Origin of the sequence: Saccharopolyspora gloriosae (genome assembly GCF_022828475.1) — a bacterium.
In the GTDB taxonomy this organism is placed as follows: domain Bacteria; phylum Actinomycetota; class Actinomycetes; order Mycobacteriales; family Pseudonocardiaceae; genus Saccharopolyspora_C; species Saccharopolyspora_C gloriosae_A.
Window position 1 is genome coordinate 3,988,441 of record NZ_CP059557.1, and the last position, 23,739, is coordinate 4,012,179.

Consider the following 23,739-nt stretch of genomic DNA (forward strand, 5'->3'; position numbering starts at 1 on the left):
ACGTGCGGCACGGTGTTACTGCCGCAGGGAGGGCGCACATGACCGAGACCTATCAGATCGTGACCGGAGTGGACGGCTCCGCCTCGTCCCGCGCCGCGCTGCGCTGGGCGCTGTGGCACGCGGACCTGACCGGCGGGGCGATCACCGCACTCATGGCCTGGGACCTGTCCCCCATCTACGGCTGGGCGCCGGACGACGCAGGCCACGTCACCGCACGGACGTTGCGGGACGCGGTGCACGACGTGGCCGGTGCATCGCGGGTGCCCGTCCAGCACGTCGTCGCGCAAGGCAGTCCGGCCAAGGCACTGCTCGACGCCGCCGCCGGGGCCGACCTGCTCGTCGTCGGCAGCCGCGGCCACGGCGGCTTCACCGGAGCCCTGCTCGGCTCCGTCGGCCAGCACTGCGTCCAGCACGCCACCTGCCCCGTCGTGGTGGTCCGCGAAAGCAGCCGCTGACCGGGCCGAAGTCAGCGGTCCGGGTGCTCCGGAGCGCCGTTGCCGAAATCAGGGGTTTCCTTGGCGAAGAAGGCTCGGACTCCCTCGCGGGCTTCGGGGGAGGTGAACGCCTCGTCGCTGGCCGCGAGCGAACGCCGGAGCATCTCCTCGTCGGGCTCGTCAGCAGTGGCGTTGATGAGGGACTTGCACAGGGCGAGCGAATTGCGAGGGCGCTGCGCGAGGGTCGCCGCCCACTCCTTCGCCGCCTCGAGCGCCGCACCGCGTTCCACGACGCGATTCAGCAGTCCCCACGACAACGCCGTGTCCGCGTCGACGGGCTCGCCGAGCAACATCAACTCCTTGGCCCGCACCTGGCCGATCCGCCGGGTGACGCGGAACGTGCCACCGCTGCCGGGGAAGATGCCGAGCTTGATCTCCGGCAACGCCAGCCGAACCTGCCGCTCGGCGATCAGCAGGTCGCAGCACACCGCGATCTCCAGGCCGCCGCCGTAGGTGAGACCACCGAGCGCGGCGATCGTCGGCACCGGCAACGCGGCCAGCCGGTCGAAAGCCGCGTTCTGCCTGCGCAGCTTCCTGTCCACGACCTCACCGGGCCGCATCAAGCCGGGGAACTCCGAGACGTCCGAGCCCGCGCAGAACGCCCGCTCCCCCGCTCCGGTCACGATCACCGCACGTGCACCGTCGCGTTCGACCGCGTCCAACGCGGCCTCCAACGCCGGGACCGTCTCCAACGCCACCAGATTCATCGGCGGGTCGTCCAAGGTCAGCACGGCGATGCCGGAGTCGAACTCGTACCGGACGGGCTCGGATGCCACGTTTCCTCCACTGCGGTCGGCGGAACTCTCCGCACATCGTGGATCACGAGGCGGCCTGCTCGCCGAGCCCGCCCGAACCGCTCAACACACCGGAGATGCCTAGGGTGGGGCACATGGCTGAGAAGATCACCGGAGAGTTCGTGCCGGTCGGCACCTCCCGCACCTACCTGGCCCGTCCCGAAGTGGACGAAGGCGGCGGAATGCTGCTGCTGCCGATGCTCACCGGCATCGGCGAGCAAGTGCGCGAATTCGCCGCGGACCTCGCCGCGGCCGGCGTCACCGCGCTGTCCTGGGACCCGTGGGACGGACCGAGCGCCGACAACACCGGGCACGAAGAGCTGGTGCGGCTGATGGGGCGGCTCGACGACGAAACGGCGCTCGCCGAGCAGCAGCGGCTGCTCTCGCACATGTTCAACGAACTCGGGCTGCGGCGAGTCGGAGTCATCGGCTGGTGCCTCGGCGGCCGGTTCGCACTGCTGCTCGGCGGGCGGGACAAACGGCTCGCCAACGTGATCGCCTACCACCCGACAGTGCCCATCCCGGCCGCGCCGAACCACGCGCTCGACGCCGCCGAACACGCCGCCCGCATCGACGCGCCGGTCATGATGCACTACCCGGGCGCGGACGACCTGGTGCCGAGGGAGAGCTTCGACGCGCTCAACGCGGCGCTCACCGGCCGCAGCCACGGGGCGAGCATCGTGCACACCTACCCCGGCGCCGAACACGGCTTCAGCGCCCGCGCCCGGCAGACGAAACCCGTCAACGAAGAGGCCTACCTCCACTCCTGGCCCCAATCCCTGAGCTTCGTCCGGACTACTGTTCTTCGGTGATTCCACGGCTCGTTTTGCTTTGGGGGTCGGGTAGCGGAACCTCAGTTGGTCTCTCGCTGCGGGATCTTTTTCACTAGTGGCTCCGCCACGAGGGAAAAAGCTGTCCTCGCGAGAGACCAACTGAGAACCCGCCGGTGGTCGGCTTTGTGACGTGGGCTATGTGCTTCGCACATACAGGCACGGCCTTCGGCCGCAAGGCAGGCGTGGCTTCGCCCGCCCTTCGCGGACTTCGCCGCCAACGGAACGGCTTCGCCGCAAAGCACGGGCTTCGCCGCGAGGCAAGTGGGGTTTTGTCCGGTCTTCGCGGGCTTTGCCGCCGACTGCACGGGTCGGCCGTCGAGGAGGGTTTGCTTCGTTCTTCGTGGGGTTCGCGGCTGCGAGTTTGATGATCAGGGTGTGGGGCGGGGGGTTAGCCGAGCAGGGCTGCTACTACGCCGATCACGGGGGCCGCGAGGATCGTTGAGAGTAGTACCGACTCCCGGGCCAGGGCGAGGGAGGTTTCGTAGCGGGCGGCATAGGTGAACAGGTTCTGGGCGGCGGGCAGTGCTGAAGTCACGACCACCGCGAACAGCTCTGCCTCTGCCAGGCCGAACACGAAGTGTCCCAGCGCCCAGGCGACCAGGGGCTGCACGACGGACTTCAGCGCCACGGAGAAGAACACCACGCGCTTCTCGGGGCTTCGTCCCGGCAAGCTCGCGCCGCGCAGCGAGATGCCGAACGCCAGCAGCACGCCGGGCACCGCCATGCCGCCGAGCAGGTTGATCGGATCGAACACGGCATCCGGGATGTGCAGGCCGGTTGCGGCGACCGCCACGCCGCCGAGCGAGCCGAGCACCACGGGATTGCGAAACGGCGTGGTCAACCGCGCGACCCACGAGGTGTGCGCGCCGGGCCGCGACAGATCCAGCACCGACAGGGCGACCGGGGTGATCACCAGCTGTTGCAGCAACAGCACCGGCGCCACCAGAGAGGCATCGCCGAGCACGTAGACGGCGATGGGGATGCCGAGGTTGCCGGAGTTGACGTAGCTGGAACACAGCGCGCCGATGGTGGTGCGGCCGACGTCCCAGCCGCGGATCACCCCGGCCGCCACGAACAGACCGGCCGCGACGAACGTGCTCAACGCGGTGATCAGCAACGGCAGTGAGACGATCACGGAGAGGTCTGCGCGGGCCAGCGTCGTGAACAGCAGAGCCGGAGTACCGATGGAGAACGCGAGCCTGCTCAGCACCTCCTGACCGTGGTCGCCGAGGGATCCGCGCAGCGCCACCAGGTAGCCGACGGCGATGATGGCTCCGATGACGGCGAACCCGGTGAGCACTCCGGTCACGCCGACTCCGATCGGCGAGCGGGGAACGGCTCCCCGTGCCAAGCGCGGTGCGCGCGACTCATCGGTGCCACTCCGATCCTCGACCCGACGCGTCCTGCCGCGTTGAGAATGGACGGGACGCCGGAATGGTGCCCGGCGATTCGTCCGGGACCATCGTGCGAATCGGAGAATAGCCGACCACCGGACTCACGGAAATTAGCCACGGCAATGACATATGTCATGCTGTGAGCCGCATCCGAGTTCCCGCGCATTGCGGACGGATCCCGAACACGTTCACATGTTGGGAAATTCCGCCGCGCGATCACCCCTGCATGATCGTCTACAAAGGACCGCTCTGGCAGTCGATCAAATCAATTCTGCCACGCCGCACCACGTCTCCGACGCCTCCGGCGCGGAATCCTCCGGCCCCGGTCTCGGTCCCCGCCACTGCGGCGTCCACACCACACCCGGCTCCACCAAGCGCCAACCTTCGAACACCGCGCGCACCCCGGCATGATCGCGATGAGTCACCTCGGTGCCGGATTTCGCCAGCACCTCCCGCAATTCGCGAGCGGCGTCCGGCAAGTGATCTTGGGTTGTGTGCGAGACCACCAGGAAACTGCCGCGCGAGCAGCGGTTCCGATACGCGGCGAGCATGTCCTCGATCCCGTCCGCATCGCTGACGTAGTGCAGCACCGCGACCATCAGCACCGCGACCGGCCGGGAGAAGTCGAGCAGCTCCCGCGTCGGATCAGCGTTGAGCACCGAGCTCGGATCGCGGACGTCGGCCTGCACCATCGCCGCGTTCGGATTGCCCTGCAGCAACTGGCGGGTGTGCGCGGCCGCCACGGGCTCGTTGTCCACGTACACCACTCGCGCATCCGGGTTCCGAGCCTGCGCGATCTCGTGCGTGTTGCCCCGGGTGGGAATTCCCGAACCGAGGTCGAGGAACTGGTCGATCCCCTCGTCCACGCAGAATTCCACGGCACGCCGCAGGAACGCCCGATTGGACCGGGCGACCGCAGGCCCGCTGGGCATCACCGCGAACACCTGGTCCGCGACCTCGCGGTCGATCTTGAAATTGTGGTCGCCGTTGAGCGCGTAGTCGTACATCCGCGCGGCGTTGGCGTGCTTCACATCCACTCCCGGAATCGCGTGGAGGGAGAACTCCGAATCGAGCCGGCGCCCGGACTCCGGTTCCCTGGCCGCGGGAACATCGGCCGCCCGCGGCGGAGTCACCCGCATCGCGGAACCCGACGGCCCCTGTTCGGGCACGTCCGGAGCGGTCGTGCCTGCTTCACGCTGTTGTTCGCCCGGCTTCATCGGACGCTCCCCTCAGCCCGCTCCCCTGGTCGAGCTCCCCCGAGTCAGAGCGTGGCGCCGGTCGTCGCCGCCCACAAGGCCCAGCCGGGGGAACCTGCCGCGTGCCGACGGCCGAAGGGGCACCGGTTCACCACACCGCCGACGGGCCGGCGCACGACGACCCGACAGAACGTTCCACTGTGGACGTTCATCAGCGCCAGGAGACCTGGGACGTCGGCCAGCGCAGCGCCGCCCGCTCTATCTCGTCCCGCGCCCGCAGCATCCGCTCGACCGCTTCCCGCTGGATCTCCGGAGTCACTCGCGCGGTCGGCATCGAGCAGCTGATCGCGTCCTGCACCGGACCGTCGTAGCGCAGCGCGACGCCGATGCAGTGCACGCCGACGTTGCTCTCCTCCCGTTCGATCGCGTAGCCGCGCTCCCGCGTGGCGGCCAGATCGGTCTGCAGCGCCGCGCGGTCCAGCGTCGACTCGGTGAACCTCGGCAACGGGTCCGGCAGCAGCTCGGCGATCTCGGAATCGTCGCGCTCGGCCAGCAGTGCCTTGCCGAGCGAGGTCGCGCTCGCCGGGAGCCGCCTGCCGACCCGGCTGAACGGACGCAGGTGGTGCTTGGATTCGCGGGTCAGCAGGTAGACGACGTCGGCGCCGTCGAGCCGGGCGAAGTGCACCGTCTCCCCGAGATCGGCCACCAGGTCGTCCAGGTACGGCTTGATCTCCGCCACGCGCAGGTCACCGTCGATGTAGGAGGTGCCGACCAGCAGCGCCCGCACCCCGATCCCGTACAGCGAGCCGGTGGCGTCGGTGCGGACCCAGCCGCGAGCGACCAACGTCTGGAGCAGGGCGTAGAGGCTGCTGCGCGGAACCTGGGTGCGTTCGGCCAGTTCACGCAGGTTCACCGGCTCGCCCTCAAGGCCGCCCAGCACCTCCAGGACCTCCACCGTCCGGGCCGCCGATTTGACGTCCCGCACACCCTTCTGCCCGTCCGCCATGCCGCTCATCACGCACTCCCCTGCGACCGGAAAACCCCCGGCCACCACGCCTTTTCCGCAAAGCAACACCGTACACATCGGCGGTGCGCCCAGCCGTCGAAGGGCACGAGGCCTGCGCCGGCCGCCGGGGGAACCGGGAGGCTCGGTCCCGGTGACCCCGACGGGTCGCTCAAACGGGCGCGGGCGCCTGGCGTCTGCGGCCGATCAGCGTGGCCAGGCCCGCCGCGAGCAGCGAGGCCACCGACAGCCCGTACAGGCCGACCGCGGTGGATCCCGTCGACTCCTCCAAGAACCCGATCACCGTGGGTGCGACGAACCCGCCCAGGTTGCCCAGCGAGTTCACCAGGGCGATGCCCGGAGCCACGATCTTCCCGTCGAGCCCCTGCTGGGCGATCGGCCAGAAGATCGACGCCGAGCACTTGAACCCGACCGCGGCCACGCACATCGCCAGCACCCCGAACCACGGACCGCCCAGCGTCGTGAGGAACGTGCCGATCGCGGCCACCACCAGCGCCGCGGTGACGTACGGGCGCCGAGCACCGGTGCGGTCGGTGAACCGGCCCATCAGGTACATCGCCGCGATCGCGCACGCCCACGGGATCGCCGTGACGAGCCCGACGCCGAAGTCCGGCAGCCCGTTGATGCCGTCGACCAGGCTCGGCAGCCAGAACGTGATCGTGTACCCGGTCAGCGAGATGGCGAAGAAGATGAAGCACAGCAGCAGAACCCGCGGATTCACGAGCAACCGCAGCTTCGAGATCCGCTCGCCCGCGTCCGCCCGTTGCGCGTCGTCGGCGGCGACCGCTTCGCGCAGCGCCGCCTTCTCCTCGGCGGTGAGCCATTTCGCGTCGCCGATGCGGGACACCAGGAAGAACGCGGCGCCGATGCCGATCAGGACCGATAACACGCCCTGCGACAGGAACATCCACTTCCAGCCCGCCAGCCCGGCGAGACCGTCCAGCTCCAGCAGCGCGCCGCTGACCGGACCGGTCACCACGTAGGCCCCGGCCGAGCCGCCCAGGAAGATCGCGACGGCCCGGCCTCGATACCGGTCCGGCAGCCAGCGGGTGAAGTAGTACATGACGCCGGGGAAGAAGCCCGCCTCCGCCACACCCAGCAGGAGCCGCATCACGTAGAACGTGGTGGTGTCGGTGATGAACGCCATCGCGAACACCACCAGACCCCAGCTGATCATGATGCGGGTCAGCCAGACCCGGGCGCCGAAGCGCTCCATGAGCATGTTGCTCGGCATTTCGAAGATGGCGTAGGCGACGAAGAACAGGCCCGCGCCGAGCCCGTAAGCCGCGGCGCCGATGCCCAGATCCGCTTCCAGGTCGTTGCGCACGAACCCGATGTTCGTGCGGTCCATCTGGTTGATGATCAGCATGAGCACCACGAGCGGAATCATGCGTCGGAAGAACTTGCCGACCGCGCTGCTCAGCGCGGGATCGTCCACTGTGGACGCAGGCGGCACCGTCGTCATTGACGTCTCCGGTTTTCAGTTCGTCAGCACGGATTCAGTGCGCGAGAGAGGGAAATTCCCGAAGGGAGATCTTTGCGTCATTGTCAGCGGCGGAGCCGCCGTGCAGTGACCAGCTTGAGCAGGCCGACCACCGGCGGGTTCTCAGCGGCTTCCTCGCAAGGACGGCGTTTTCGCCGTGTATCGGAATTCGATCCCACCGCGAGGAAGCCGCTGAGGTTCCGCTACCGGACACCCACGCGAGCCATTCAGAAAGAGCTCAATACCCGATCACCAGACGGGGAAGGCCGGGGCGGTCCACTCCGGGTGCACGCGGCGCATCGCGGCGGCGTCGTCGCGGTCCCGGACGTCGCTGTCGAGCCAACGCCGGTGCAGCTTCGCCAGCGACTCCCGGTCCAGTTCGATGCCCAACCCGGGCGCGTCGGTGACTTCCACGGCGCCGTCGGTGAAGGTGTGCGGCACCGTGATGACGTCCTCGGTCTGCCACGGCCGGTGCGTGTCGCACGCGTAGTACAGCTCGGGGATGGTGGCCGCCACGTGGGTCATCGCGGCCAGGCTGATGCCCAGGTGCGTGTTGGAGTGCATCGACAGCTGCTTGCCGTAGGTGCGGCAGACCGCGGCCAGGTCCTGAGTCGCGCGCAGTCCGCCCCAGTAGTGGTGGTCGGAGAGCACGACCTGCACGGCGTCGCTGGTGAACGCGGCCGGAACCTCGTCGATCGCGGTCACGCACATGTTGGTGGCCAGTGGCAGGCTGGTCTTCGCGGCGACCTGGGCCATCTGCTCGGTGCCCGCAGTGGGGTCCTCCAGGTATTCGGCGACGCCCTCCAGCGCCGCGGCGACCTCCAGGCTCGTCTGAACCGACCAGGCGCCGTTCGGATCCAGCCGCAGCGGCGCGTCCGGGAACGCCTCGTGCAGGGCGTGGATCGCCGCGACTTCCTGCTTCGGTTCGAAGGCGCCGCCCTTGAGCTTGAAGGACTTGAATCCGTAGCGGTCGGCGAACTGCCGCGCCTGCTCGACGACGCCCGCCGGGTCCAGCGCCGCACCCCAGTCGTCCTCGGGTTCGCCCGCCACGGGGTGCTCGGCCCAGCGGTAGAATAGGTAGCCGCTGTACTCCACGCGGTCTCGGACCTTGCCGCCGAGCAGCGCGTGCACCGGCAGCCCGGTCTCGCGGCCCAGCGCGTCGAGCAGCGCCACCTCGAATCCGGACACGACGCTGTGCACCAGTTTCACCTCGGTGCGGGCACCGCGGAGGCCTTCGGCGACCACGGTGTTGTCGATCTGCGCGATGTCGACTTCGGCGGCCGCGGCGGTGACCCTGGCGAACAGGTCGTTGCGGGCGGTCAGCGGCTGCCCGATGAGTTTCGGGCCGAACGCCTGCGCGATCTTCAGGTAGTCGGTGTCGCCGTAGGTCTCGCCGATGCCGCTCACCCCGTTCTCGGTGACGACCTCGATGATCGTGCGCGGCGTGTAGGGCTGGTGCACGCCCTGCACGTTCAGCAGCGGCGGGTCGCTGATCAGGATCGGGGTGACACGGACCTCGGCGATGCGGATGCTCTCGGACATGAGTGTTCTCCCTGTTCAGGCCTGGTCGACGAGCGCCAGGCCCGTCGTGATCAGCTTGTCGAGCTCGGCGACGTCGGTGGCGGAGGGATCGATCAGCGGCGCCCGGGCCGGGCCGACCGGCAGACCGCGCAGCCGCGCGCCGGCCTTCACCAGCGACACCGCGTACCCGGCCTTGCGGTCCCGGAGTTCGACCAGCGGGAAGTAGAACTCGCGCAGCAGCTCGTCGACCCGATCCTGTTCATCGGCGCGCAGGGCGCCGAAGAAGGCCTTCGCGATCTCGGGGGCGAACGCGTGCACCGCCGAGGAGTAGGGGCTGATGCCGATCGCCGAGTAGGCGCGGGCCTGCATTTCGGCGGTGGCGGCTCCGTTGAAGAACAGGAAGTCCGGCGGGGTGCTCAGCTTGATGCGCTGCAGTCCGTCGAGGTCGCTGTGCCCGTCCTTGATGCCGATGACGGTGGGGATCTCGGCGAGCAGCGCGGCGCTCTCCGCGCTGAACCGGACGTAGTCGCGCTGGTAGGCGATCAGCGGCAGCGAGGTGTGCTCGGCGACCCGGCGCACCTGCTCGACGAGCCCGTCCTGCGGGGCTTTGACCAGGTAGTGCGGCATCAGCAGACCGGCGGCGGCGCCCGCGTCCACGGCGCGTTCGGCGAACTGGCGCGCCAGCGCCCAGCCGTAGCCGACGCCGGCGATCACCGGAATCCGGCCGTCCGCGACCTCGACGGCGGTCCGCACCACGGACGAGTACTCCTCGGGCGTCAGCGAGAAGAACTCGCCGGTGCCGCAGGCGACGAAGAACGCCGCGGGTTCGGCTTCGGCCTGGCCTTCCAGGTAGGTCCGCAGCCCGGCGAGGTCGAGCTCACCTGCTGCGGTGAACGAGGTGAGCGGGAAGGACAGCACACCGGTGTCCATCCGTTCGCCGAGCCGGGCGGCGAATCGGCTGACGTCCTGCGCCGTGGAAGTCGAAGTCATGAGCATCTCGTCTTCATATGTAGACGGCGATTCCTGATGTAGACGAGATTAGGAACCAGTCGCTCTTGATGTCAACGCTGGGCTCCTCCGCCGAACCACCCGACCGCCCCAACTCGGCGACGCCGCACCGGAACCCCGCAGGAACGGGGCGACAAAGCGTTCGGCTCATAAATCCCCAAACTTCCTTATCGTTCCCTGTTATGGTCCATTCAGGGAGTGATACGGACATGGATCAGCAGTGGTATTCCGTCGAGCAGGTGGCCGATCTGCTCGGGCTGCACGTCAAGACCGTGCGCGGCTATGTGCGCGACGAGCGCCTGAACGCGGTCCGCGTGGGCAAGCAGTACCGGATCTCGCGCGAGGACCTGGCGCAGTTCACCGGTGAGCGCGCCGCTCCGGCGACCGCGGCCCGGCACGTCGAGACCTCCAGCTTCGTGCAGATCGACGCGATCGACCGCGCGGCGATGGACCGGCTGACCTCCGCGGTGCTGGGCTCGCTGCGCGGCGAACCCGGGGAAGCGCCGCTGCGCGTCGACACCACCTACGACGAAGACCGCGGCAGCCTCAAGTTCATCGTGATCGGCTCCCCCACCCGCACCGCCGAGCTGCTCAAACTCATCGACGTGCTCCTGGAGCAGGTATGACCTCGATCTACACCTCCGAAGCGGGTGCCGAGCGACTGTCCCGGCTCTACCGCGAACACCTCGCTTCGTGGCCGGTTCCCAGCGAACATCGGCACCTGCCGACCTCCCAGGGGGACACGTTCGTGCTCAGCTGCGGACCCGAACACGCGCCCCCGGTGGTGCTGCTGCACGGTTCCTCCACGAACGCGCTGAACTGGTTCGCCGACGCGCCCGAGTGGTCCCGCGAATTCCGGCTGCACGCCGTCGACCTCATCGGCGAGCCCGGCCTGAGCGCGCCGTCCCGGCCGCCGCTGACCTCGGACGCGCACGCGCGCTGGCTGGACGAGGTGTTCGACGGGCTGGGCCTGGAAACCGTTGCGGTCGTGGCGGAATCATTGGGCGGTTTCCTCGCGGTGGACCACGCGAGCAGGCGGCCCGGCCGGATCACGCGGCTGGCGCTGCTGTGCCCCGGCGGGCTCGGCAGGCAGCGGCGGGAGATGGTGCTGTTCGCCGCGGCACTGATGGTTTTCGGACGCGGCCGTGCGGCGATGTCGTGGTTGTGCGGAACCTCGGACATCCCCGAGTACGCGCGGACCGTCTCGTCGCATTTCCGCCCGCGCATGGAGAAGCTGCCGCGGTTCGATGCCGCGGCGCTGCGGCGGCTGGCCATGCCGTTGCTGGTGATCGTGGGCGACCGGGACCGCATGTTCGACTCCGCCGGAACGCGGCGCGCTCTGGAGCGGGCGGTGCCGCACGCCGTCGTCCGGAGGCTGGCGCACACGGGTCATTTCCTGCCCCGGCAGACCGGCCCGATCGCCGATTTCCTGCGCTCGCGGGAGAAAACGGGAAACCGAGGGTCCGTCGGGATCGGCGATCCGAAACAGATTCGACGCGGCTAACCCTTTTTCCTGCGGTACCTCACCACCCAGGTCGGCAGCGACATCATCCGGGAACAGGGCAGCCACGTTCCCTGCGCGAGCCTCGACGAACCGCTGCAGTGCCGCCCGTCCTGACATTGCCCCTCAGGTGACCGCTTCCTCGGTACTGGTCCGAGGAGGTCGTCACCTCAGATGGGCGCCGGAGCCTCGGGGACGTCCCGACCCCCGAGGCGGGACGTCCCCGTCGCTCAGCGGCGGCGGATGCGCGCAAGCCAGGCGGCGGAGTCGACGACGGCGCCGTCCTCGACGCCCAGCCGTCGCGCGTTGTCGTCGGAGGCGATGCCGCGGTAGTGCGTCCGGCCGACCTCTTCCAGGTCCCAGCCGTCGGCGAACGCGGCGCCGAAATCGTCTCTGCTCACCGTCGGCCCGATGCTCTCCTCGACGTCGGCCAGCGCGAGGACGTGCACCACGGCACCGGGATTGCTCACCCGGTGCAGCGACCGCGCGTAGGCGACGCGGTCCTGCGGGCCGAAGACGTGGAACAGCGCGCTGTCGATGACGGTGTCGAACCGCGGTTCTCCAGGCAGCCGCAACGCGTCCGCGATGTCGAACCGGACGCTGACGCCGTGTTCAGCCGCGTTCGCGCGAGCTCGTTCCACCGCGTTCCGGGAGGAATCGAGACCCAGGGACGTCGTAGCCCAGACGGCCCAGGTGGATCGTGTGCTCACCGGTGCCGCAACCGATGTCGAGCACCGCTCCCCCGATGGCACCGGTACGTTCCAGTTCGACCACCGCCGACTGCGGTGCGCCGATCACCCACGGCGGATCTCCTGCCACGTAGCTGTCGTCGAGCGCGGCGATCGGAACCGTGTGATCCATGAGCTCCTCCAAGACGGTGATGGGGACCGGGCGGAACCGCGCCGCCACGAGCAGGGCGGTTGTAGCCCGCGAGAGCGAAGGCGCCGCCCGATCTGGACTCACGTTAAAAGTTCGAGCGAGCTCGAAGTCAAGGGCGAATCACCCCGAAGGGGAGGAGGAACATCGTGGCGACAGTGCGGCGGATCGTCGTGACAGGCGGGCCGGGTTCCGGCAAGACCACCTTGCTCGACCGGCTCGGTGCCGCCGGGCACGAGCGGTCTGAGGAAGCCGGGCGCGGCATCATCCGCGATCAGCTCGCCGTCGGAGGCGCGGCGCTGCCCTGGGCCGATCCGGCGCTGTTCGCGGAACTGATGCTGTGCTGGGAACTGCGCAACTACCGCACAGCCATCAACGGCACCGTGTTCTTCGACCGCGGACTGCCCGACATCGTCGGCTACCTGCGCGTCGAAGGCCTGCCCGTGCCCGCGCACATGCGCACCGCCGCGCGAGATTTCCGCTATGCGCGGCGGGTTTTCATCGCCCCGCCATGGCCGGAGATCTACCGCACCGACGCGGAACGCGCGCAGACACCGGAGCTGGCCCGGCGGACTTTCGAGGCGATGTCGGAGACCTACGCCGACTACGGCTACGAGCTGGTCGAACTGCCGAAGGCACCCGTCCACGACCGCGTCCGCTTCCTGCTGAACGCCATCGAGGAACGCTGAGTCACGACCCGATGCCGAGGTCCGCACCGAGTTGACGCGTCGTGCTCGCGCCGTCGATGCTCTCGCGGATGATGTCGGCGTGGCCGCAGTGTTGCGCCGTCTCCCGGATCAGGTGCACCAGCACGGACCGTGCGGACCACTCGGTGCCCGGCGGGAACCAGGGCGTCTCGGGTAAGCAGAGCATCACGTCCATTGAGGACAGTTCGGTGGCGGCGCGTTCGGTGTCGCGGGCGGCCAGCCGGTAGTCGTCGATGAGCTCGACGAGCGTCTCGCCGGGCTGCATCCGCAGGCCGGCCCGGTCGTCGTCCGCCGTGGTGTCGTCGCGGAACAGCTGCCCCCGGAGGGTGCGGGTCCAGTCCCGCTCGACCGCGGTGACGTGCTTGACCAGGCCGCCGAGGGTGAGCTCGCTGACCGTGCTGCGCCTGGCCGCGCTCTCGTCGCTCAGCCCGCGGACCGTGATCAGCAGCGCGTCGCGCTGCACGGCCAGCATCCCCAGCAGTTCCGCTCGTTCGCCCGCACCGGTCGCCATGACAGCCCCCTCGTCGCCGTATCCGTTCGACGGTAGACGACACCCCTGACGATCTCCGGGGGATCGGTCGCCGTCCGGGGATCAGACGCCGACCGGGTCTCGCTCCGGGACGCTGCCGCGGAAGGCCTGCCGATAGCGGGCGGGGCTGGTGCCGACGAGCCGTTTGAACCGGTCCCGGAACGTCGTCGGCGAGGTGAATCCGACCTGCTCGGCGATGCGCTCCACCGGATGGCCCGTCGTCTCCAGCAGGTGCTGCGCCCGACGCAGCCGCGCCCGGTGCAGCCACTGCAACGGCGTCGTCCCCGTCTGCTCGCGGAACCGCCGGTTGAGCGTGCGCCCGCTCAACGCGGCGTGGGAGGCGATGTCCGCCAAGGTCAGCGGCAGGTGCAGGTGATCCTCCAGCCAGCACAGCAACGGCTGCACACTCGCTCCGTCCGGGGCCGGCGGCTCGTGCACGATGAACTGCGCCTGCCCGCCGTCGCGTTCCAGCGGCATCACCGCGAGCCGCGCCGAATCAGCCGCGACCGCCGAACCGTGGTCGAGCCGGATCATGTGCAGGCACAGGTCCATGCCCGCCGCCGCCCCGGCCGAGGTGAGGATGCTCCCCGCGTCGACGTAGAGCACGTCCGGATCGACGTCGATCAGCGGGTAGCGGCGGGCGAGCTCGCCGGTGCCGAGCCAATGCGTGGTCGCCCGCCGCCCGTCGAGCAACCCCGCCTCGGCCAGCACGAACGCGCCCGAGCAGATCGAGGCGATGCGGCTCCCGTTCGCCTCGGAGCTCCGCAGCGCCGCGAGCGCCTCCACGGGCACCGGGAGCGTCGGATCCGACTGGCCGGGCACGATCACCGTGTCCGCGCCGCGGAGCCCTTCCAGCCCCCACGGCGCCCGCAGCGTGAACGCGCCGGCGCTGACTTCATCGGCCACCGCGCACACCCGGACCTCGTAGGCGATCCGTCCGGAAGCCGGGCCAGTCCGAAGGCGTTGACCGGGATGGACAAGTCGAACGCGATGACCGGATCTAGAGCGAGCACGGCAACGGTGTGCATGGCGGAACCTGTTCGTCGGCGGAGATCGCGGCTCGGGAAGGAGCCGAATCCACAGCTACCACCGGAACCGAGCGGGTGGCCGGAATCCGGTGGAAGCTGACGTTTTCGCCACAGTCGGCAGCCTGTCCCCGTCCCTAGCGTGGAGCTCGCAAGCGGTTCGGCGAGGAAAGGCCCCACCATGCACGCGCAGTTCGTTCTGTTCGACGGGTTCGACCCGCTCGACGCCATCGGCCCGTACGAGACGCTGCTCGCCGGCGGCGGCGCCACCGGCGGCCTGCTCACCGGCGAGTTCGCCACCGCCGAAAGCCCCCGCGAGGTCAGCTCCGGCGTCGGCGGCGTCACCCTGCGAGCGACGGCGACCGTGGACGCGGACCGGGCCGACCTGATCATCGTGCCCGGCGCCGCTCCGGGCGACGGCTCCGGCGGCATGGTCGAAGCGATCAACGAGCGGCTGGCGGCGGCCGCTCGCTCGGAACTGGGCGGCCGGCTCGAAGAGGCGATGCTGCGCCCGGGGACGACGGTCGCCACGGTGTGCGGCGGCTCGGTCGTGTTCGGCATGGCCGGGCTGCTCGTCGGCCGCAACGCCACCACGAACCGGATGGGGTTGGCGGACTTCGCCGCGACCGGCGCCCACGTGATCGACGCCCGCGTCGTCGACGACGGCGACCTGATCACCGCTGGCGGGGTCAGCTCCGGAATCGACCTGGCCCTCCACCTGCTGGAGCGGGAACTCGGCCCACTGGTGGCGCGAGCAGTGGAGGACCTCTTCGACCACGAACGCCGCGGCACCGCCTGGCGCCACCACGGCCCGGTACCGACCTGGTCGTAAGGCCCGCGCCCCACGTCCCGGCCGGACGGAGCCCACCACGGGTCACATCGGCCGGGGCCGGGACCCGAGTACAGGTGAAGCACAGCAGCCCAGGTGCCCATGCAGATCAAGTGTCTTCTCAGCGGGCAAACCGATGACCGGTGGCCGGGGTGAGCGGAACGACCACCAGCCCGTTCTCAGCGGCTTCCTCGCGCGGACCAGCGATTTCCCTCGGGGCGGAGGTACCCGCGAAATCGATCCCGCAGCGAGCAAGCCGCTGAGGTTCCGCAGCCCGACCCGCTACGCGGGCCACTCCGAAAGAGGAGAATGCGAGGTATGTGCCGAAGCATCAAGACCCTCCGCCCGCCCTACGCCGAGCAGGTCACCGACGGTGATGTGCGGGCGGCGGCGGTGCAGTACGTCCGCAAGATCTCCGGGTTCCGGCAGCCCGCCGCGCACAACGCGGCGGCGTTCGACCGCGCGGTGGACACCATCGCGCAGGCCACCGCGGAACTGCTCGACTCCCTGGAGGTTCGCGGCTCCCGGAGCTGAGCACCGGCCCGCCGTGGTCGGCGGCGACCGGACCGGCGCGGTGCGAGCCGTGTCATCCGGATTCCAAGGTGAGCAGGGTTCGCTTGGCCTCAGGTCCGCCGGCGTAGCCGCCGAACGAGCCGTCGGAGCGCACCACCCGGTGGCACGGGACGACCACGGGCAGCGGGTTCGTCGCGCACGCGGTGCCGACGGCCCGGACCGCGCGCGGGCTGCCCGCCGCAGCGGCCACCTGCGCGTAGCTCTCGGTGCCGCCGTAGGCGATCCGGGGCAGGTGGGCCAGCACCGCGCGCCGGAACCCCTTCGACAGCCGGAAGTCCAGCGGCACGTCGAACTCGCGCCTGTTCCCGGTGAAGTACTCGTCGAGTTGCGTGCTCACCGCGTCCAGTCGCGCCGGTGCCGCCAGCACGCGTGGACTGACCTGCTCCGCCAACGCGGTGAGCACCGCCTCGTGGTCCTGGCCGGGGAACGCGACCCGCACCAGGCCCTGCTCGGTCGCGGCCAGCAGCAACGAGCCGACCGGCGTGTCCACCGTGCGGTAGGCGACGTCGAGCAGCCCGTCCCGTTCGGCGGCGACCGTCAGCCTCGCGTGCAACCGTTCCAGCGCTTCGTCCGGAGCGGTCGATTCCCTCGCTTCCGTCATGGCATTGCCTCCTCGGTGCCGATGGTGGCGCGCAGCCGGGCGATGCCGTCGGCCGCGGCTCGCCGGGCCGCGTCGGTGCTCCCGCCGATGATCTCGGCGATCTCCCGGTAGGGCAGGCCCGCGATGTGGTGGTAAGCGACCGCTTGGCGCTGCTTGTCGGGCAGTTCCCGCAGTGCCGCCCACACCGGGTCGGGCTCGCGCGGAACCCCGTCCACGGCGGGCCGTTCCGGGACCTGTTCGACGCTCACCGGGCGACGCGCTCGCGCGCGGGTGATGTCGACGGCCTTGCGGTGCGCGATGGTGACCAGCCATGCCTGCACGTTGGCCGTCGGATCGAGTCGCGGATACGCCTGCAGCGCGGACAGGAACGTCTCGGACCAGGCGTCCTCGGCGTCCACCGGACCCACCACGGCGCGGCACACCCGCAGCACGACCGGCCCGTGCTCGGTCACGATTCGCTCGAACGGGGTCATGTCAGAAGAGCCTGCCCGCCTCCACCGCGGACGGTTCCTCCAATGCCAGCAGGTAGCGCTTGCGGTCCAGTCCGCCCGCGTAGCCGGTGAGGCTGCCGTCGGCGCCGATGACCCGGTGGCAGGGCACGATCACCGACAGCGGGTTCTGCCCGTTGGCGGCGCCCACCGCCTGCGAGTAGTTCACGTCGCCGAGCCGCCGCGCCAGCTCCCCGTAGGTGCGGGTCTCGCCGTACGGGATCTCCTTGAGCAGCTCCCAGACCCGCAGCTGGAACGGCTCACCGCGCGGCGCGAGCGGCAGCTCGAACTCGGTGCGCCGCCGCTCGAAGTACTCGGCGAACTGCCGTTCGACCTCGGTGAACAGCGGCATTTCCGCCCGCTCCCCGAATTCCTCACGACGATGCCGTCCTCCGGCGAAGTGCACCGCCGCCAAGCTCTCGTCGTGGGCGATGAGCGTCACCTCGCCGAGCGGCGTCTTGATCACCCCGTGCACCGTGCTCATGATCGGCTCCCGTCTGCGCGCCTGCCCTTACCACTATGCAGACGCGCGAGGCACCTCGAACGTGAGCCCCTGCGACGCGCCCGAGGTCAGGACGACATGATCGGCTGGACACTGCCAACTGGAATAATCCTCCGCATGACGACGGCACCACCGGCACGCGCCGCGAAACGCGGCCGCCCCGGCTACGACCTGGAGTCCCTGCTGGCGGTGGCGGTGCAGCTGTTCAACGAACGCGGTTACGACGGGACCAGCATGGAGGACCTGTCCCGCAAGCTCGGCATCAGCAAGTCCGCCATCTACCACCACGTTCCGAGCAAGCAGGAACTGCTGCGGCTGGCCGTCGACCGAGCGTTGGACGGGTTGTTCGCCACCGCCACGGCCGCCCGCGCACGGGACGCGCGTGCCGTGGTGCGGCTGGAACACCTGGTGCGCGGCAGCGTGCTGGTGCTCGTGGACCGGTTGCCGTTCGTGACGCTGCTGCTGCGGGTGCGGGGCAACACGAAGGTGGAGCGGGCCGCGCTGGCTCGGCGCCGGGAATTCGACCAGCTCATCACCGACCTCGTGGCCGAAGCGGTCGAGGACGGCGATCTGCGGCCGGACTTCGACGCCGCCACCGTCGGACGATTGCTGTTCGGCATGGTGAATTCGCTGGTCGAGTGGTACCGGCCGCGTGGCGGCATCGGTGCGAAGGAACTCGCGGACGTCGTCGTGGCGATCGCGTTCGACGGGCTCCGGACGGACCGCCCGGCCTGATCCGATTCTCCAAGGAGACGGAGATGAACTCACGCGAATCGAGTTCGCCCTGCGCAACGCCGTCTCCGCAACCTCTGTGAAGCACCGGAATCCCGCAGGTGTCCGGCCGATTCCTGCGGTCGCCGCACGAACGTGACGACATCACGGGTGACCGGAGGCGGAGGTCGTTCGGGAGTCACGACCTCCGCTCTCCACCAGGTGGGACGGCGGCGACGGCACCGAGTTCGGGGGTCTCGGCCGTCAGCTGGTGCGCAATGCACCGTCGCGGCACCGGAATGCATCCGTTTCGGGGCCGGACTGCCGACTCCGGAATCCGCGACCACTGATCCCACAACGAGATCGTCACCCTCCCACTGTCCACTCGCAACACAAGACGGCTTCCGATGGCCCACGATCGTGCGGATCTTCTCGTTGCCCAGCGGTCGATTCCACGGCGGCGCACCCGCACACTGGCGGTTCACCGGGAGGGGAGCCGCCATGAGGAAATCCCACGCCGTGCTCATGGCCTGCGTGCTCGCCGCAACGACCGCGCAGTGCGGCGACCCGCAGCCACCGGCGAGTGTTCCCGCACCGGCGTTCACTTCCAGTGTGCACGGTGTCGACGCCGCGCAGCTCGGACCTAGCTGGCGCCCCGAATGCCCCGTCGCCCCGGAACAACTGCGCCTGCTGCGGCTTCGGCACGTCGGGATGGACGGCCGGGAGCACACCGGGCGGCTCATCGTGCACGAGGACCGGGTGGCGCAGACCGTCGCCGCGTTCGCCCGGCTCTACGAGCTGCGGTTCCCCATCGCAAGGATGCACCCGGCCGGGGCATACCCCGAGGCGTCGGACGAACTGTCGATGCGCGAGAACAACACCTCCGCGTTCAGCTGCCGCGGGATCAACGGCAGCGACAGCTGGTCGTACCACGCTTACGGGCGGGCCGTTGACATCAATCCGCTCATCAACCCGTACATCAGCGCGGACGGTGAACTCCAGCCCGCCACGGCAGGCCCCTATCTGGACCGCTCCCGGCGAGATCCGGGGATGCTGCACGATGGAGACGCCGCCGTGCGGGTGTTCACCGAGGCGGGCTGGACGTGGGGCGGCGGCTGGCGGGATCCCCATGACTACCAGCACTTCGAGCTTCCGTGAGCATCACTTCAGGTCGAAACCCCGGTAGTCGTCGGCCGCCACGGCCTCGCAGGTCTGCTCGTAGAGGTCGAGGCCACCGACGTAGGGCATGAAAACTCGTTCCTTGCCGGGAACGTTCGCCCCGAGGTACCAGGAATTCGCCTTCGGATAGAGGGTCGCCTCCGCCAGCTCGCGCAAGTGCTCGACCCAGTCCCGCTGAGCCTGCTCGGTGGCCTCGATGGTGCGGTAACCGCCACTTCTCAGGTGCTCGACGCAGGCGGCCGTCCACTGCACGTGCTGTTCGATGGACGTCACCATGTTCGTCAGCACCGACGGGCTGCCGGGGCCTGCCAGGATGAACATGTTCGGGAATCCCGCCACAGCGAGTCCCAGGTAGGTCGCCGGGCCGCCGCGCCACGTTTCGGCGAGCTCGTGGCCCGCTCTGCCTCGGACGTCGATTCGCCGCAGCGCGCCGGTCATCGCGTCGAAGCCGGTGGCCAGCACGAGCGAATCCAGATCGTACTCCACACCACCGGCCCGCACTCCCCGCGCCGTGACCGTCTCCAGTGGACTGTCCCGGGAGTCGACGAGCGTCACGTGATCCTGGTTGTAGGTCTCGAAGTAGTCGGTGTCCACGCAGATCCGCTTGGTGCCCAGCGGATGCCCGTAGGGCAACAATGCCTCGGCGGTGGCCGGGTCGTGCACGACCGCGCGGATCTTCGCGCGCACGAACTCGGCGATCTCGTCGTTGGCCCGCTGGTCGGCCAGGATGTCGGCGTAGGCGCCGAGCAGCCGGAAACCGCCGTAACTCCACCGGCCCTCGTACTCGCGGTAGCGCTCTCGTGCGTCGACGTCGAACGTGTTCCGCTCGTTCGCGCTGCGTTCCACGCCACCGGGGCTGGCCCGGTTCGCCCGGCGCCGTTGCCGGTAGTTCGCCTTGACCGCACGCACCACGTCGGGATCTAGCGGGCCGTTGAACGCGGGGATGGAGAAGTTCGGCGTCCGCTGGAACACGGTCAGCCGCGCGGCCTGCCCGGCGATCACCGGGATCGCTTGGATCCCCGACGACCCGGTTCCGATCACACCGACACCACGCCCCGAGAAGTCCACATCGGACTCCGGCCAGTTCCCGGTGTGGTACACGGATCCTTCGAACTCGTCCAGTCCGGGCAACGCGGGCCGCTGCGGCACGGACAGGCAACCGGTGGCCATCACGCAGAACCGGCTCACCAGCGGCGGCCGCCCCGGCGCGTGCACCGTCCAGCACGCCGTGCCCTCGTCGAAATGCGCCGCGGTGACCCGCGTGTCGAACTCGATGTCGCGCCGCAGGTCGAACCGCCGCGCGACGTGCGACAGGTAGCGTTGGATCTCGGGTTGCGCGGAATACCGCTCCGACCATTCCCATTCCTGCTGCAGGGATTCGGAGAACGAGTACGAGTAGTCGAGGCTCTCGATGTCACAGCGCGCACCCGGGTAGCGGTTCCAGTACCAGGTTCCGCCGACGTCCGACCCGGCTTCCAGCACCCGCACCGAAAACCCTCGCGAGCGCAGTTCGTAGAGCATGTACAGGCCGCTGAACCCGGCCCCGATCACCACCACGTCGACGTCCGCCAGGGCTTCCCGGCCTTCGGATGTGGCTGAAGAAGCTCGCATGCTCGTCACCCGCTCGCACCGGTCGGCCGCATTGCCGCATTCGTTGCCCCGCAGCGGAAATCTAGCGCAGCGGTACGGCGGTGACGATGAAAGTCACCGAGGTGGCCGAGTGCGGCCGGGCCATGCGGGTGGCCGCGGCACCGGTTGCGGGCCGGCGCCACGGCGTAGCGGAGCCGCGAGAGTTCTACGCGGCGGAGGCCGATCCGCCGGATCTCGCCTGCGGCACCGGATTCCCTTCCTCCGGGGCCAGCCCCAGCATGTCGAGCAGCTCCGCCAGCTGAGCGGCGTCCTCCGCGTGGTGCGCGGTGGCGCGTACCGCCCGCGCCCGCTCCTGCGGAGTCGGCTCGTGCGCGTCCGCGTTCTGCGGCGTGGGTGTCGCTTGCATGAGTCTTCCTCCCCCGAGTGGTCGATGCGGTCGCCGATACTGCCAGCCGAACGATCCTGCGACACGGCCGAAAGTCCTGGTCCCGCGAATGCTGGGACGCGGGAGTCCGGGTGTGGCGCGAGTGGGGGATGACCGCGTCCTGATGCGAGCGGGGTCACTCTCCGACCCGTACCTGCTGGTTGAGCAGGGCGGCTTCCGGGCACCTTTCTAAGGGGCGGGAACGGCAAGGAAGGGGCTCACGTGCGCGCACTGATCACGGGCTGGCCCAGCTTCCTGCACTCCGAGATCGGCGCGGGTGATGTGGCGGCCATGCGTCGGGTGGGGGATGCGCTGGCCGCCGCCGGAATCCCGCATGACTCGGCGTGGAGCCCGGTGCTGGCCTCGGGGTCGCTCACCTTCGACGACGCGGATCCGGAGAGGTACACCGACCTCGTGTTCGTCAGCGGACCGGCGCACGGCAGGCAGCTCGACGACCTGCATCACCGCTACGCCCGGTGCAGGCGCATCGCGGTCGGCGTCACGGTCATAGACGAGCGCTCCGCCGCAGTCCAGGGCTTCCACTCCGTGCTGGCCCGCGACCGCCCGCTGGTACCGGCGTCCCGGGATCTCGCCGCGAGCGCCGCGCTGAGCCCGGCACCGGTCGCGGCGATCGTCGTGTCCCACGGCCGCCGGGAGTACCCCCCGCTGCGCAGGCACGACAGCGTGCACCGGTACTTGCTGAACTGAATCGGCCGCACCGATTTCGCGCCGCTGATGGCCGATCCGCGGCTGGACCGGGTCAACTCCAGGTTGTGCTCCACGGCCGACCAGTTCGCGGCGTTGCTGGCCCGCGCGGACGTGGTGGTGACCTCCCGCCTGCACGGACTGGTCTTCGGGCTCGCGCAAGGGGCTCCGGTGCTGGCCGTGGACCCGGTAGCCGGTGGCGGCAAGCTCACCGCCCAGGGGGTGGCCTGGCAGTGGCCAGCGGTCCTCTCCAGCGAAGAGCTGATCGCCGGCGGCGACGGACACTCGGGGGCGCTCCTGGACCAGTGGTGGCAGTGGTGCCTAGGCCCCGAAGCCCGAGAACAGGCGAAAGCCCACGCCGCCCAAGCAGCGAGCACCGGCCGACAACAACTCACCGACCTGGTAAACCACCTCACCACCCCCACAGCCAGGTGAACCAGCGCCCGTTTCCCCGCGCCCACAACCTCATCCCGCCAGGCGAAGCCCCACCTAACGCCGAAGCCAACTCCTAACGGCGAAGCCAAACCCGTGCGACGAAGCCGCGCCTTACGGCGAAGCCGAATCTTTGCGGCCGAAGGCCGTGCCTTACGGCGAAGCCGAATCCTTACGGCCGAAGGCCGTGCCTGTATGCGCGAAGCGCATAGCCCACGTCACAAAGCCGACCACCCGCGGGTTCTCAGTTGGTCTCTCGCGAGGACAGCTTTTTCCCTCGTGGCGGAGCCACTCGGGAAAAAGATCCCGCAGCGAGAGACCAACTGAGGTTCCGCCACCCGACCACCAAAGCAAAACGAGACCGAAGATTCACCGCTCGGCTGAGACGCCGGTACCCAGGAAGCGGAGCATGTCGGCGCCTACTACGTCGAACACCGAGGAGTCGTGGTTCCCCGGCAGCACCGACATCACCGGAGTGTTCGGGTACTCCCCCGCCAGCTGATCCACACCTTCCCGATACAGGTCGGCGTCGCCGATCCACACGCCGACCGGGACGTCGCCCAGCTGATCGGTGCGGCGCAGCGGGTCGTTCTCGATCCACTCCTGCTCGGTCGCGAACACGCCCTTCTCGTCCATGTGCGGCCAGGTCACCGGCAGCGCAGGCGCCAACAGCGCGGCGGCCTGGACGGGCAGCTCCACCTCGGTGCGTTCGGCGGCGTAGTTCAGTGCGCCGAAGCCGCCGGTCGATATTCCGGCGACCGCGAACGGCAAGCCGTCGCGGTCACCGAGCCCGCGGGTGCGGAGCCACGCGGGCACCTCCTCGAGCAGCATGCTCATCAGGTCGCCGTTGGCGGAGCCATCGTTCCAGTAGCAGTTGAACCCGCCGTCGACGGCGAGCAACCCGAACGGCGGGATGGCCCCGTTGGCGTACTCGGTTTCCAGCTTGGCCAACGTCTCGTACGGTATCGGAGTCGGACTCATCCCGTCCCTGCCGTGCAGGTACAGCACCATCGGCAGGTTCTCGGTGTGTTCCAGACCCGTCGGGAACGCGAACATGAGCTGCACGTCCCCGTCCCGGTAGTGGGAACGCTCCGCGTCCACTTGCAGTACCGGTCCGGTCGCCGCCGGAGTCCTCGGCATCGGTCTGCGCAGCGGCGCCTCCGCAGTGGCCGATCCGGGCTCCGTTCGCCCGCACGCCCCCACAGCGGCGCCTGCCGCCGCCGCACCCATCAAGGACAGCAGGCTTCGCCGCCCCAGTTTCACGTTCCGCATTCGCCTGCCACCACGTCGTCAAGGTCCCCCGACACCTTACCGAGCCCC

General features: G+C 69.5%; 27 protein-coding genes and 1 pseudogene. 11 read left to right on the top strand and 17 right to left on the bottom strand.

From position 1 onward, the window contains the following. Positions 1 to 38 precede the first annotated feature (38 nt). Positions 39 to 455 (top strand): universal stress protein, encoded by a 417-nt coding sequence (locus tag H2Q94_RS17200; RefSeq protein ID WP_243788207.1) that lies wholly within the window; start codon positions 39 to 41, stop codon positions 453 to 455. A gap of 11 nt (positions 456 to 466) precedes the next feature. On the opposite strand, the gene H2Q94_RS17205 is transcribed toward H2Q94_RS17200, so the two are convergent. Further along, complete coding sequence (locus H2Q94_RS17205) at positions 467 to 1,270, bottom strand: enoyl-CoA hydratase/isomerase family protein (protein WP_243788208.1); 804 nt, start codon at positions 1,268 to 1,270, stop codon at positions 467 to 469. A 113-nt stretch (positions 1,271 to 1,383) separates the two neighbouring features. Between H2Q94_RS17205 and H2Q94_RS17210 the strand changes: the two genes are divergently transcribed. Continuing rightward, positions 1,384 to 2,100, top strand: a complete 717-nt coding sequence (locus H2Q94_RS17210; protein ID WP_243788209.1) for a dienelactone hydrolase family protein — start codon at positions 1,384 to 1,386, stop codon at positions 2,098 to 2,100. Between the two features lie 409 nt (positions 2,101 to 2,509). On the opposite strand, the gene H2Q94_RS17215 is transcribed toward H2Q94_RS17210, so the two are convergent. The 6 genes from H2Q94_RS17215 to H2Q94_RS17240 form a co-directional block, all read right to left on the bottom strand. Next, positions 2,510 to 3,430 (bottom strand): AEC family transporter, encoded by a 921-nt coding sequence (locus tag H2Q94_RS17215; RefSeq protein ID WP_243788210.1) that lies wholly within the window; start codon positions 3,428 to 3,430, stop codon positions 2,510 to 2,512. Between the two features lie 345 nt (positions 3,431 to 3,775). Then, on the bottom strand, positions 3,776 to 4,732 hold the full coding sequence (locus H2Q94_RS17220; protein ID WP_243788211.1) for an SAM-dependent methyltransferase: 957 nt from the start codon (positions 4,730 to 4,732) through the stop codon (positions 3,776 to 3,778). 190 nt (positions 4,733 to 4,922) lie between these two features. Then, positions 4,923 to 5,726 (bottom strand): IclR family transcriptional regulator, encoded by an 804-nt coding sequence (locus tag H2Q94_RS17225; protein ID WP_243788212.1) that lies wholly within the window; start codon positions 5,724 to 5,726, stop codon positions 4,923 to 4,925. A 160-nt stretch (positions 5,727 to 5,886) separates the two neighbouring features. Continuing rightward, the gene (locus H2Q94_RS17230; protein WP_243788213.1) at positions 5,887 to 7,200 is read right to left on the bottom strand and encodes an MFS transporter; all 1,314 of its coding nucleotides are present in this window, start codon (positions 7,198 to 7,200) and stop codon (positions 5,887 to 5,889) included. 267 nt (positions 7,201 to 7,467) lie between these two features. Beyond that, complete coding sequence (locus H2Q94_RS17235) at positions 7,468 to 8,760, bottom strand: glucarate dehydratase family protein (protein ID WP_243788214.1); 1,293 nt, start codon at positions 8,758 to 8,760, stop codon at positions 7,468 to 7,470. Between the two features lie 15 nt (positions 8,761 to 8,775). Continuing rightward, positions 8,776 to 9,729 carry a 5-dehydro-4-deoxyglucarate dehydratase gene (locus H2Q94_RS17240; protein WP_243788215.1) on the bottom strand — a complete coding sequence of 318 codons (954 nt, stop codon included), beginning with the start codon at positions 9,727 to 9,729 and terminating at the stop codon, positions 8,776 to 8,778. A 227-nt stretch (positions 9,730 to 9,956) separates the two neighbouring features. On the opposite strand from H2Q94_RS17240, the gene H2Q94_RS17245 reads away from it, so the two are divergent. Next, positions 9,957 to 10,373 (top strand): helix-turn-helix domain-containing protein, encoded by a 417-nt coding sequence (locus tag H2Q94_RS17245; protein ID WP_243788216.1) that lies wholly within the window; start codon positions 9,957 to 9,959, stop codon positions 10,371 to 10,373. Beyond that, positions 10,370 to 11,251, top strand: coding sequence for an alpha/beta fold hydrolase (locus H2Q94_RS17250; RefSeq protein WP_243788217.1), 882 nt, complete (start codon positions 10,370 to 10,372; stop codon positions 11,249 to 11,251). Before H2Q94_RS17245 ends, H2Q94_RS17250 begins: the two co-directional genes overlap by 4 nt. 227 nt (positions 11,252 to 11,478) lie before the next feature. Here H2Q94_RS17250 and H2Q94_RS17255 read toward each other — a convergent pair whose 3' ends face one another. Both H2Q94_RS17255 and H2Q94_RS17260 read right to left on the bottom strand, forming a co-directional pair. Then, a complete protein-coding gene (locus tag H2Q94_RS17255) occupies positions 11,479 to 11,889 on the bottom strand; it encodes a class I SAM-dependent methyltransferase (protein ID WP_243788218.1) in 411 nt (136 codons plus the stop codon). Then, a complete protein-coding gene (locus H2Q94_RS17260) occupies positions 11,861 to 12,109 on the bottom strand; it encodes a class I SAM-dependent methyltransferase (RefSeq protein ID WP_243788219.1) in 249 nt (82 codons plus the stop codon). Before H2Q94_RS17260 ends, H2Q94_RS17255 begins: the two co-directional genes overlap by 29 nt. Before the next feature lie 164 nt (positions 12,110 to 12,273). Here H2Q94_RS17260 and H2Q94_RS17265 point away from each other — a divergent pair, with 164 nt between their 5' ends. Further along, positions 12,274 to 12,813 carry an AAA family ATPase gene (locus tag H2Q94_RS17265; protein ID WP_243788220.1) on the top strand — a complete coding sequence of 180 codons (540 nt, stop codon included), beginning with the start codon at positions 12,274 to 12,276 and terminating at the stop codon, positions 12,811 to 12,813. A 1-nt stretch (position 12,814) separates the two neighbouring features. Here H2Q94_RS17265 and H2Q94_RS17270 read toward each other — a convergent pair whose 3' ends face one another. Then, positions 12,815 to 13,342: a DinB family protein gene (locus H2Q94_RS17270; protein ID WP_243788221.1), complete on the bottom strand. Its 528-nt coding sequence runs from the start codon at positions 13,340 to 13,342 to the stop codon at positions 12,815 to 12,817. An 81-nt stretch (positions 13,343 to 13,423) separates the two neighbouring features. After that, a pseudogene (locus tag H2Q94_RS17275) lies at positions 13,424 to 14,388 on the bottom strand (GlxA family transcriptional regulator). A gap of 178 nt (positions 14,389 to 14,566) precedes the next feature. On the opposite strand from H2Q94_RS17275, the gene H2Q94_RS17280 reads away from it, so the two are divergent. Further along, on the top strand, positions 14,567 to 15,217 hold the full coding sequence (locus H2Q94_RS17280; RefSeq protein WP_243788222.1) for a DJ-1/PfpI family protein: 651 nt from the start codon (positions 14,567 to 14,569) through the stop codon (positions 15,215 to 15,217). A gap of 315 nt (positions 15,218 to 15,532) precedes the next feature. Further along, a complete protein-coding gene (locus H2Q94_RS17285) occupies positions 15,533 to 15,748 on the top strand; it encodes a DUF2277 domain-containing protein (protein WP_243788223.1) in 216 nt (71 codons plus the stop codon). Positions 15,749 to 15,800: 52 nt separating this feature from the next. On the opposite strand, the gene H2Q94_RS17290 is transcribed toward H2Q94_RS17285, so the two are convergent. From H2Q94_RS17290 to H2Q94_RS17300, 3 genes are read right to left on the bottom strand one after another with little or no spacing between them, the layout of a single operon-like run. Then, on the bottom strand, positions 15,801 to 16,388 hold the full coding sequence (locus tag H2Q94_RS17290; RefSeq protein ID WP_243788224.1) for a methylated-DNA--[protein]-cysteine S-methyltransferase: 588 nt from the start codon (positions 16,386 to 16,388) through the stop codon (positions 15,801 to 15,803). Continuing rightward, complete coding sequence (locus tag H2Q94_RS17295) at positions 16,385 to 16,861, bottom strand: RNA polymerase sigma factor (RefSeq protein WP_243788225.1); 477 nt, start codon at positions 16,859 to 16,861, stop codon at positions 16,385 to 16,387. Before H2Q94_RS17295 ends, H2Q94_RS17290 begins: the two co-directional genes overlap by 4 nt. A gap of 1 nt (position 16,862) precedes the next feature. Next, positions 16,863 to 17,360 carry a methylated-DNA--[protein]-cysteine S-methyltransferase gene (locus H2Q94_RS17300; protein ID WP_243788226.1) on the bottom strand — a complete coding sequence of 166 codons (498 nt, stop codon included), beginning with the start codon at positions 17,358 to 17,360 and terminating at the stop codon, positions 16,863 to 16,865. Between the two features lie 135 nt (positions 17,361 to 17,495). Here H2Q94_RS17300 and H2Q94_RS17305 point away from each other — a divergent pair, with 135 nt between their 5' ends. Together H2Q94_RS17305 and H2Q94_RS17310 are read left to right on the top strand one after the other, a co-directional pair. Continuing rightward, entirely contained in the window at positions 17,496 to 18,113 is a 618-nt protein-coding gene (locus H2Q94_RS17305; RefSeq protein WP_243788227.1) for a TetR/AcrR family transcriptional regulator, read from the top strand. Positions 18,114 to 18,590: 477 nt separating this feature from the next. Then, positions 18,591 to 19,247 (top strand): M15 family metallopeptidase, encoded by a 657-nt coding sequence (locus H2Q94_RS17310; protein ID WP_243788228.1) that lies wholly within the window; start codon positions 18,591 to 18,593, stop codon positions 19,245 to 19,247. Positions 19,248 to 19,250: 3 nt separating this feature from the next. On the opposite strand, the gene H2Q94_RS17315 is transcribed toward H2Q94_RS17310, so the two are convergent. Both H2Q94_RS17315 and H2Q94_RS17320 read right to left on the bottom strand, forming a co-directional pair. After that, a complete protein-coding gene (locus H2Q94_RS17315) occupies positions 19,251 to 20,879 on the bottom strand; it encodes a flavin-containing monooxygenase (protein WP_243788229.1) in 1,629 nt (542 codons plus the stop codon). Between the two features lie 184 nt (positions 20,880 to 21,063). Then, positions 21,064 to 21,264 carry a hypothetical protein gene (locus H2Q94_RS17320; protein ID WP_243788230.1) on the bottom strand — a complete coding sequence of 67 codons (201 nt, stop codon included), beginning with the start codon at positions 21,262 to 21,264 and terminating at the stop codon, positions 21,064 to 21,066. A 240-nt stretch (positions 21,265 to 21,504) separates the two neighbouring features. Between H2Q94_RS17320 and H2Q94_RS17325 the strand changes: the two genes are divergently transcribed. After that, on the top strand, positions 21,505 to 21,990 hold the full coding sequence (locus H2Q94_RS17325) for a hypothetical protein (protein WP_243788231.1): 486 nt from the start codon (positions 21,505 to 21,507) through the stop codon (positions 21,988 to 21,990). Positions 21,991 to 22,017: 27 nt separating this feature from the next. Further along, positions 22,018 to 22,422: a polysaccharide pyruvyl transferase family protein gene (locus tag H2Q94_RS17330; RefSeq protein ID WP_243788232.1), complete on the top strand. Its 405-nt coding sequence runs from the start codon at positions 22,018 to 22,020 to the stop codon at positions 22,420 to 22,422. Between the two features lie 366 nt (positions 22,423 to 22,788). Here H2Q94_RS17330 and H2Q94_RS17335 read toward each other — a convergent pair whose 3' ends face one another. After that, on the bottom strand, positions 22,789 to 23,691 hold the full coding sequence (locus tag H2Q94_RS17335; RefSeq protein ID WP_243788233.1) for an alpha/beta hydrolase-fold protein: 903 nt from the start codon (positions 23,689 to 23,691) through the stop codon (positions 22,789 to 22,791). Positions 23,692 to 23,739: the final 48 nt, after the last annotated feature.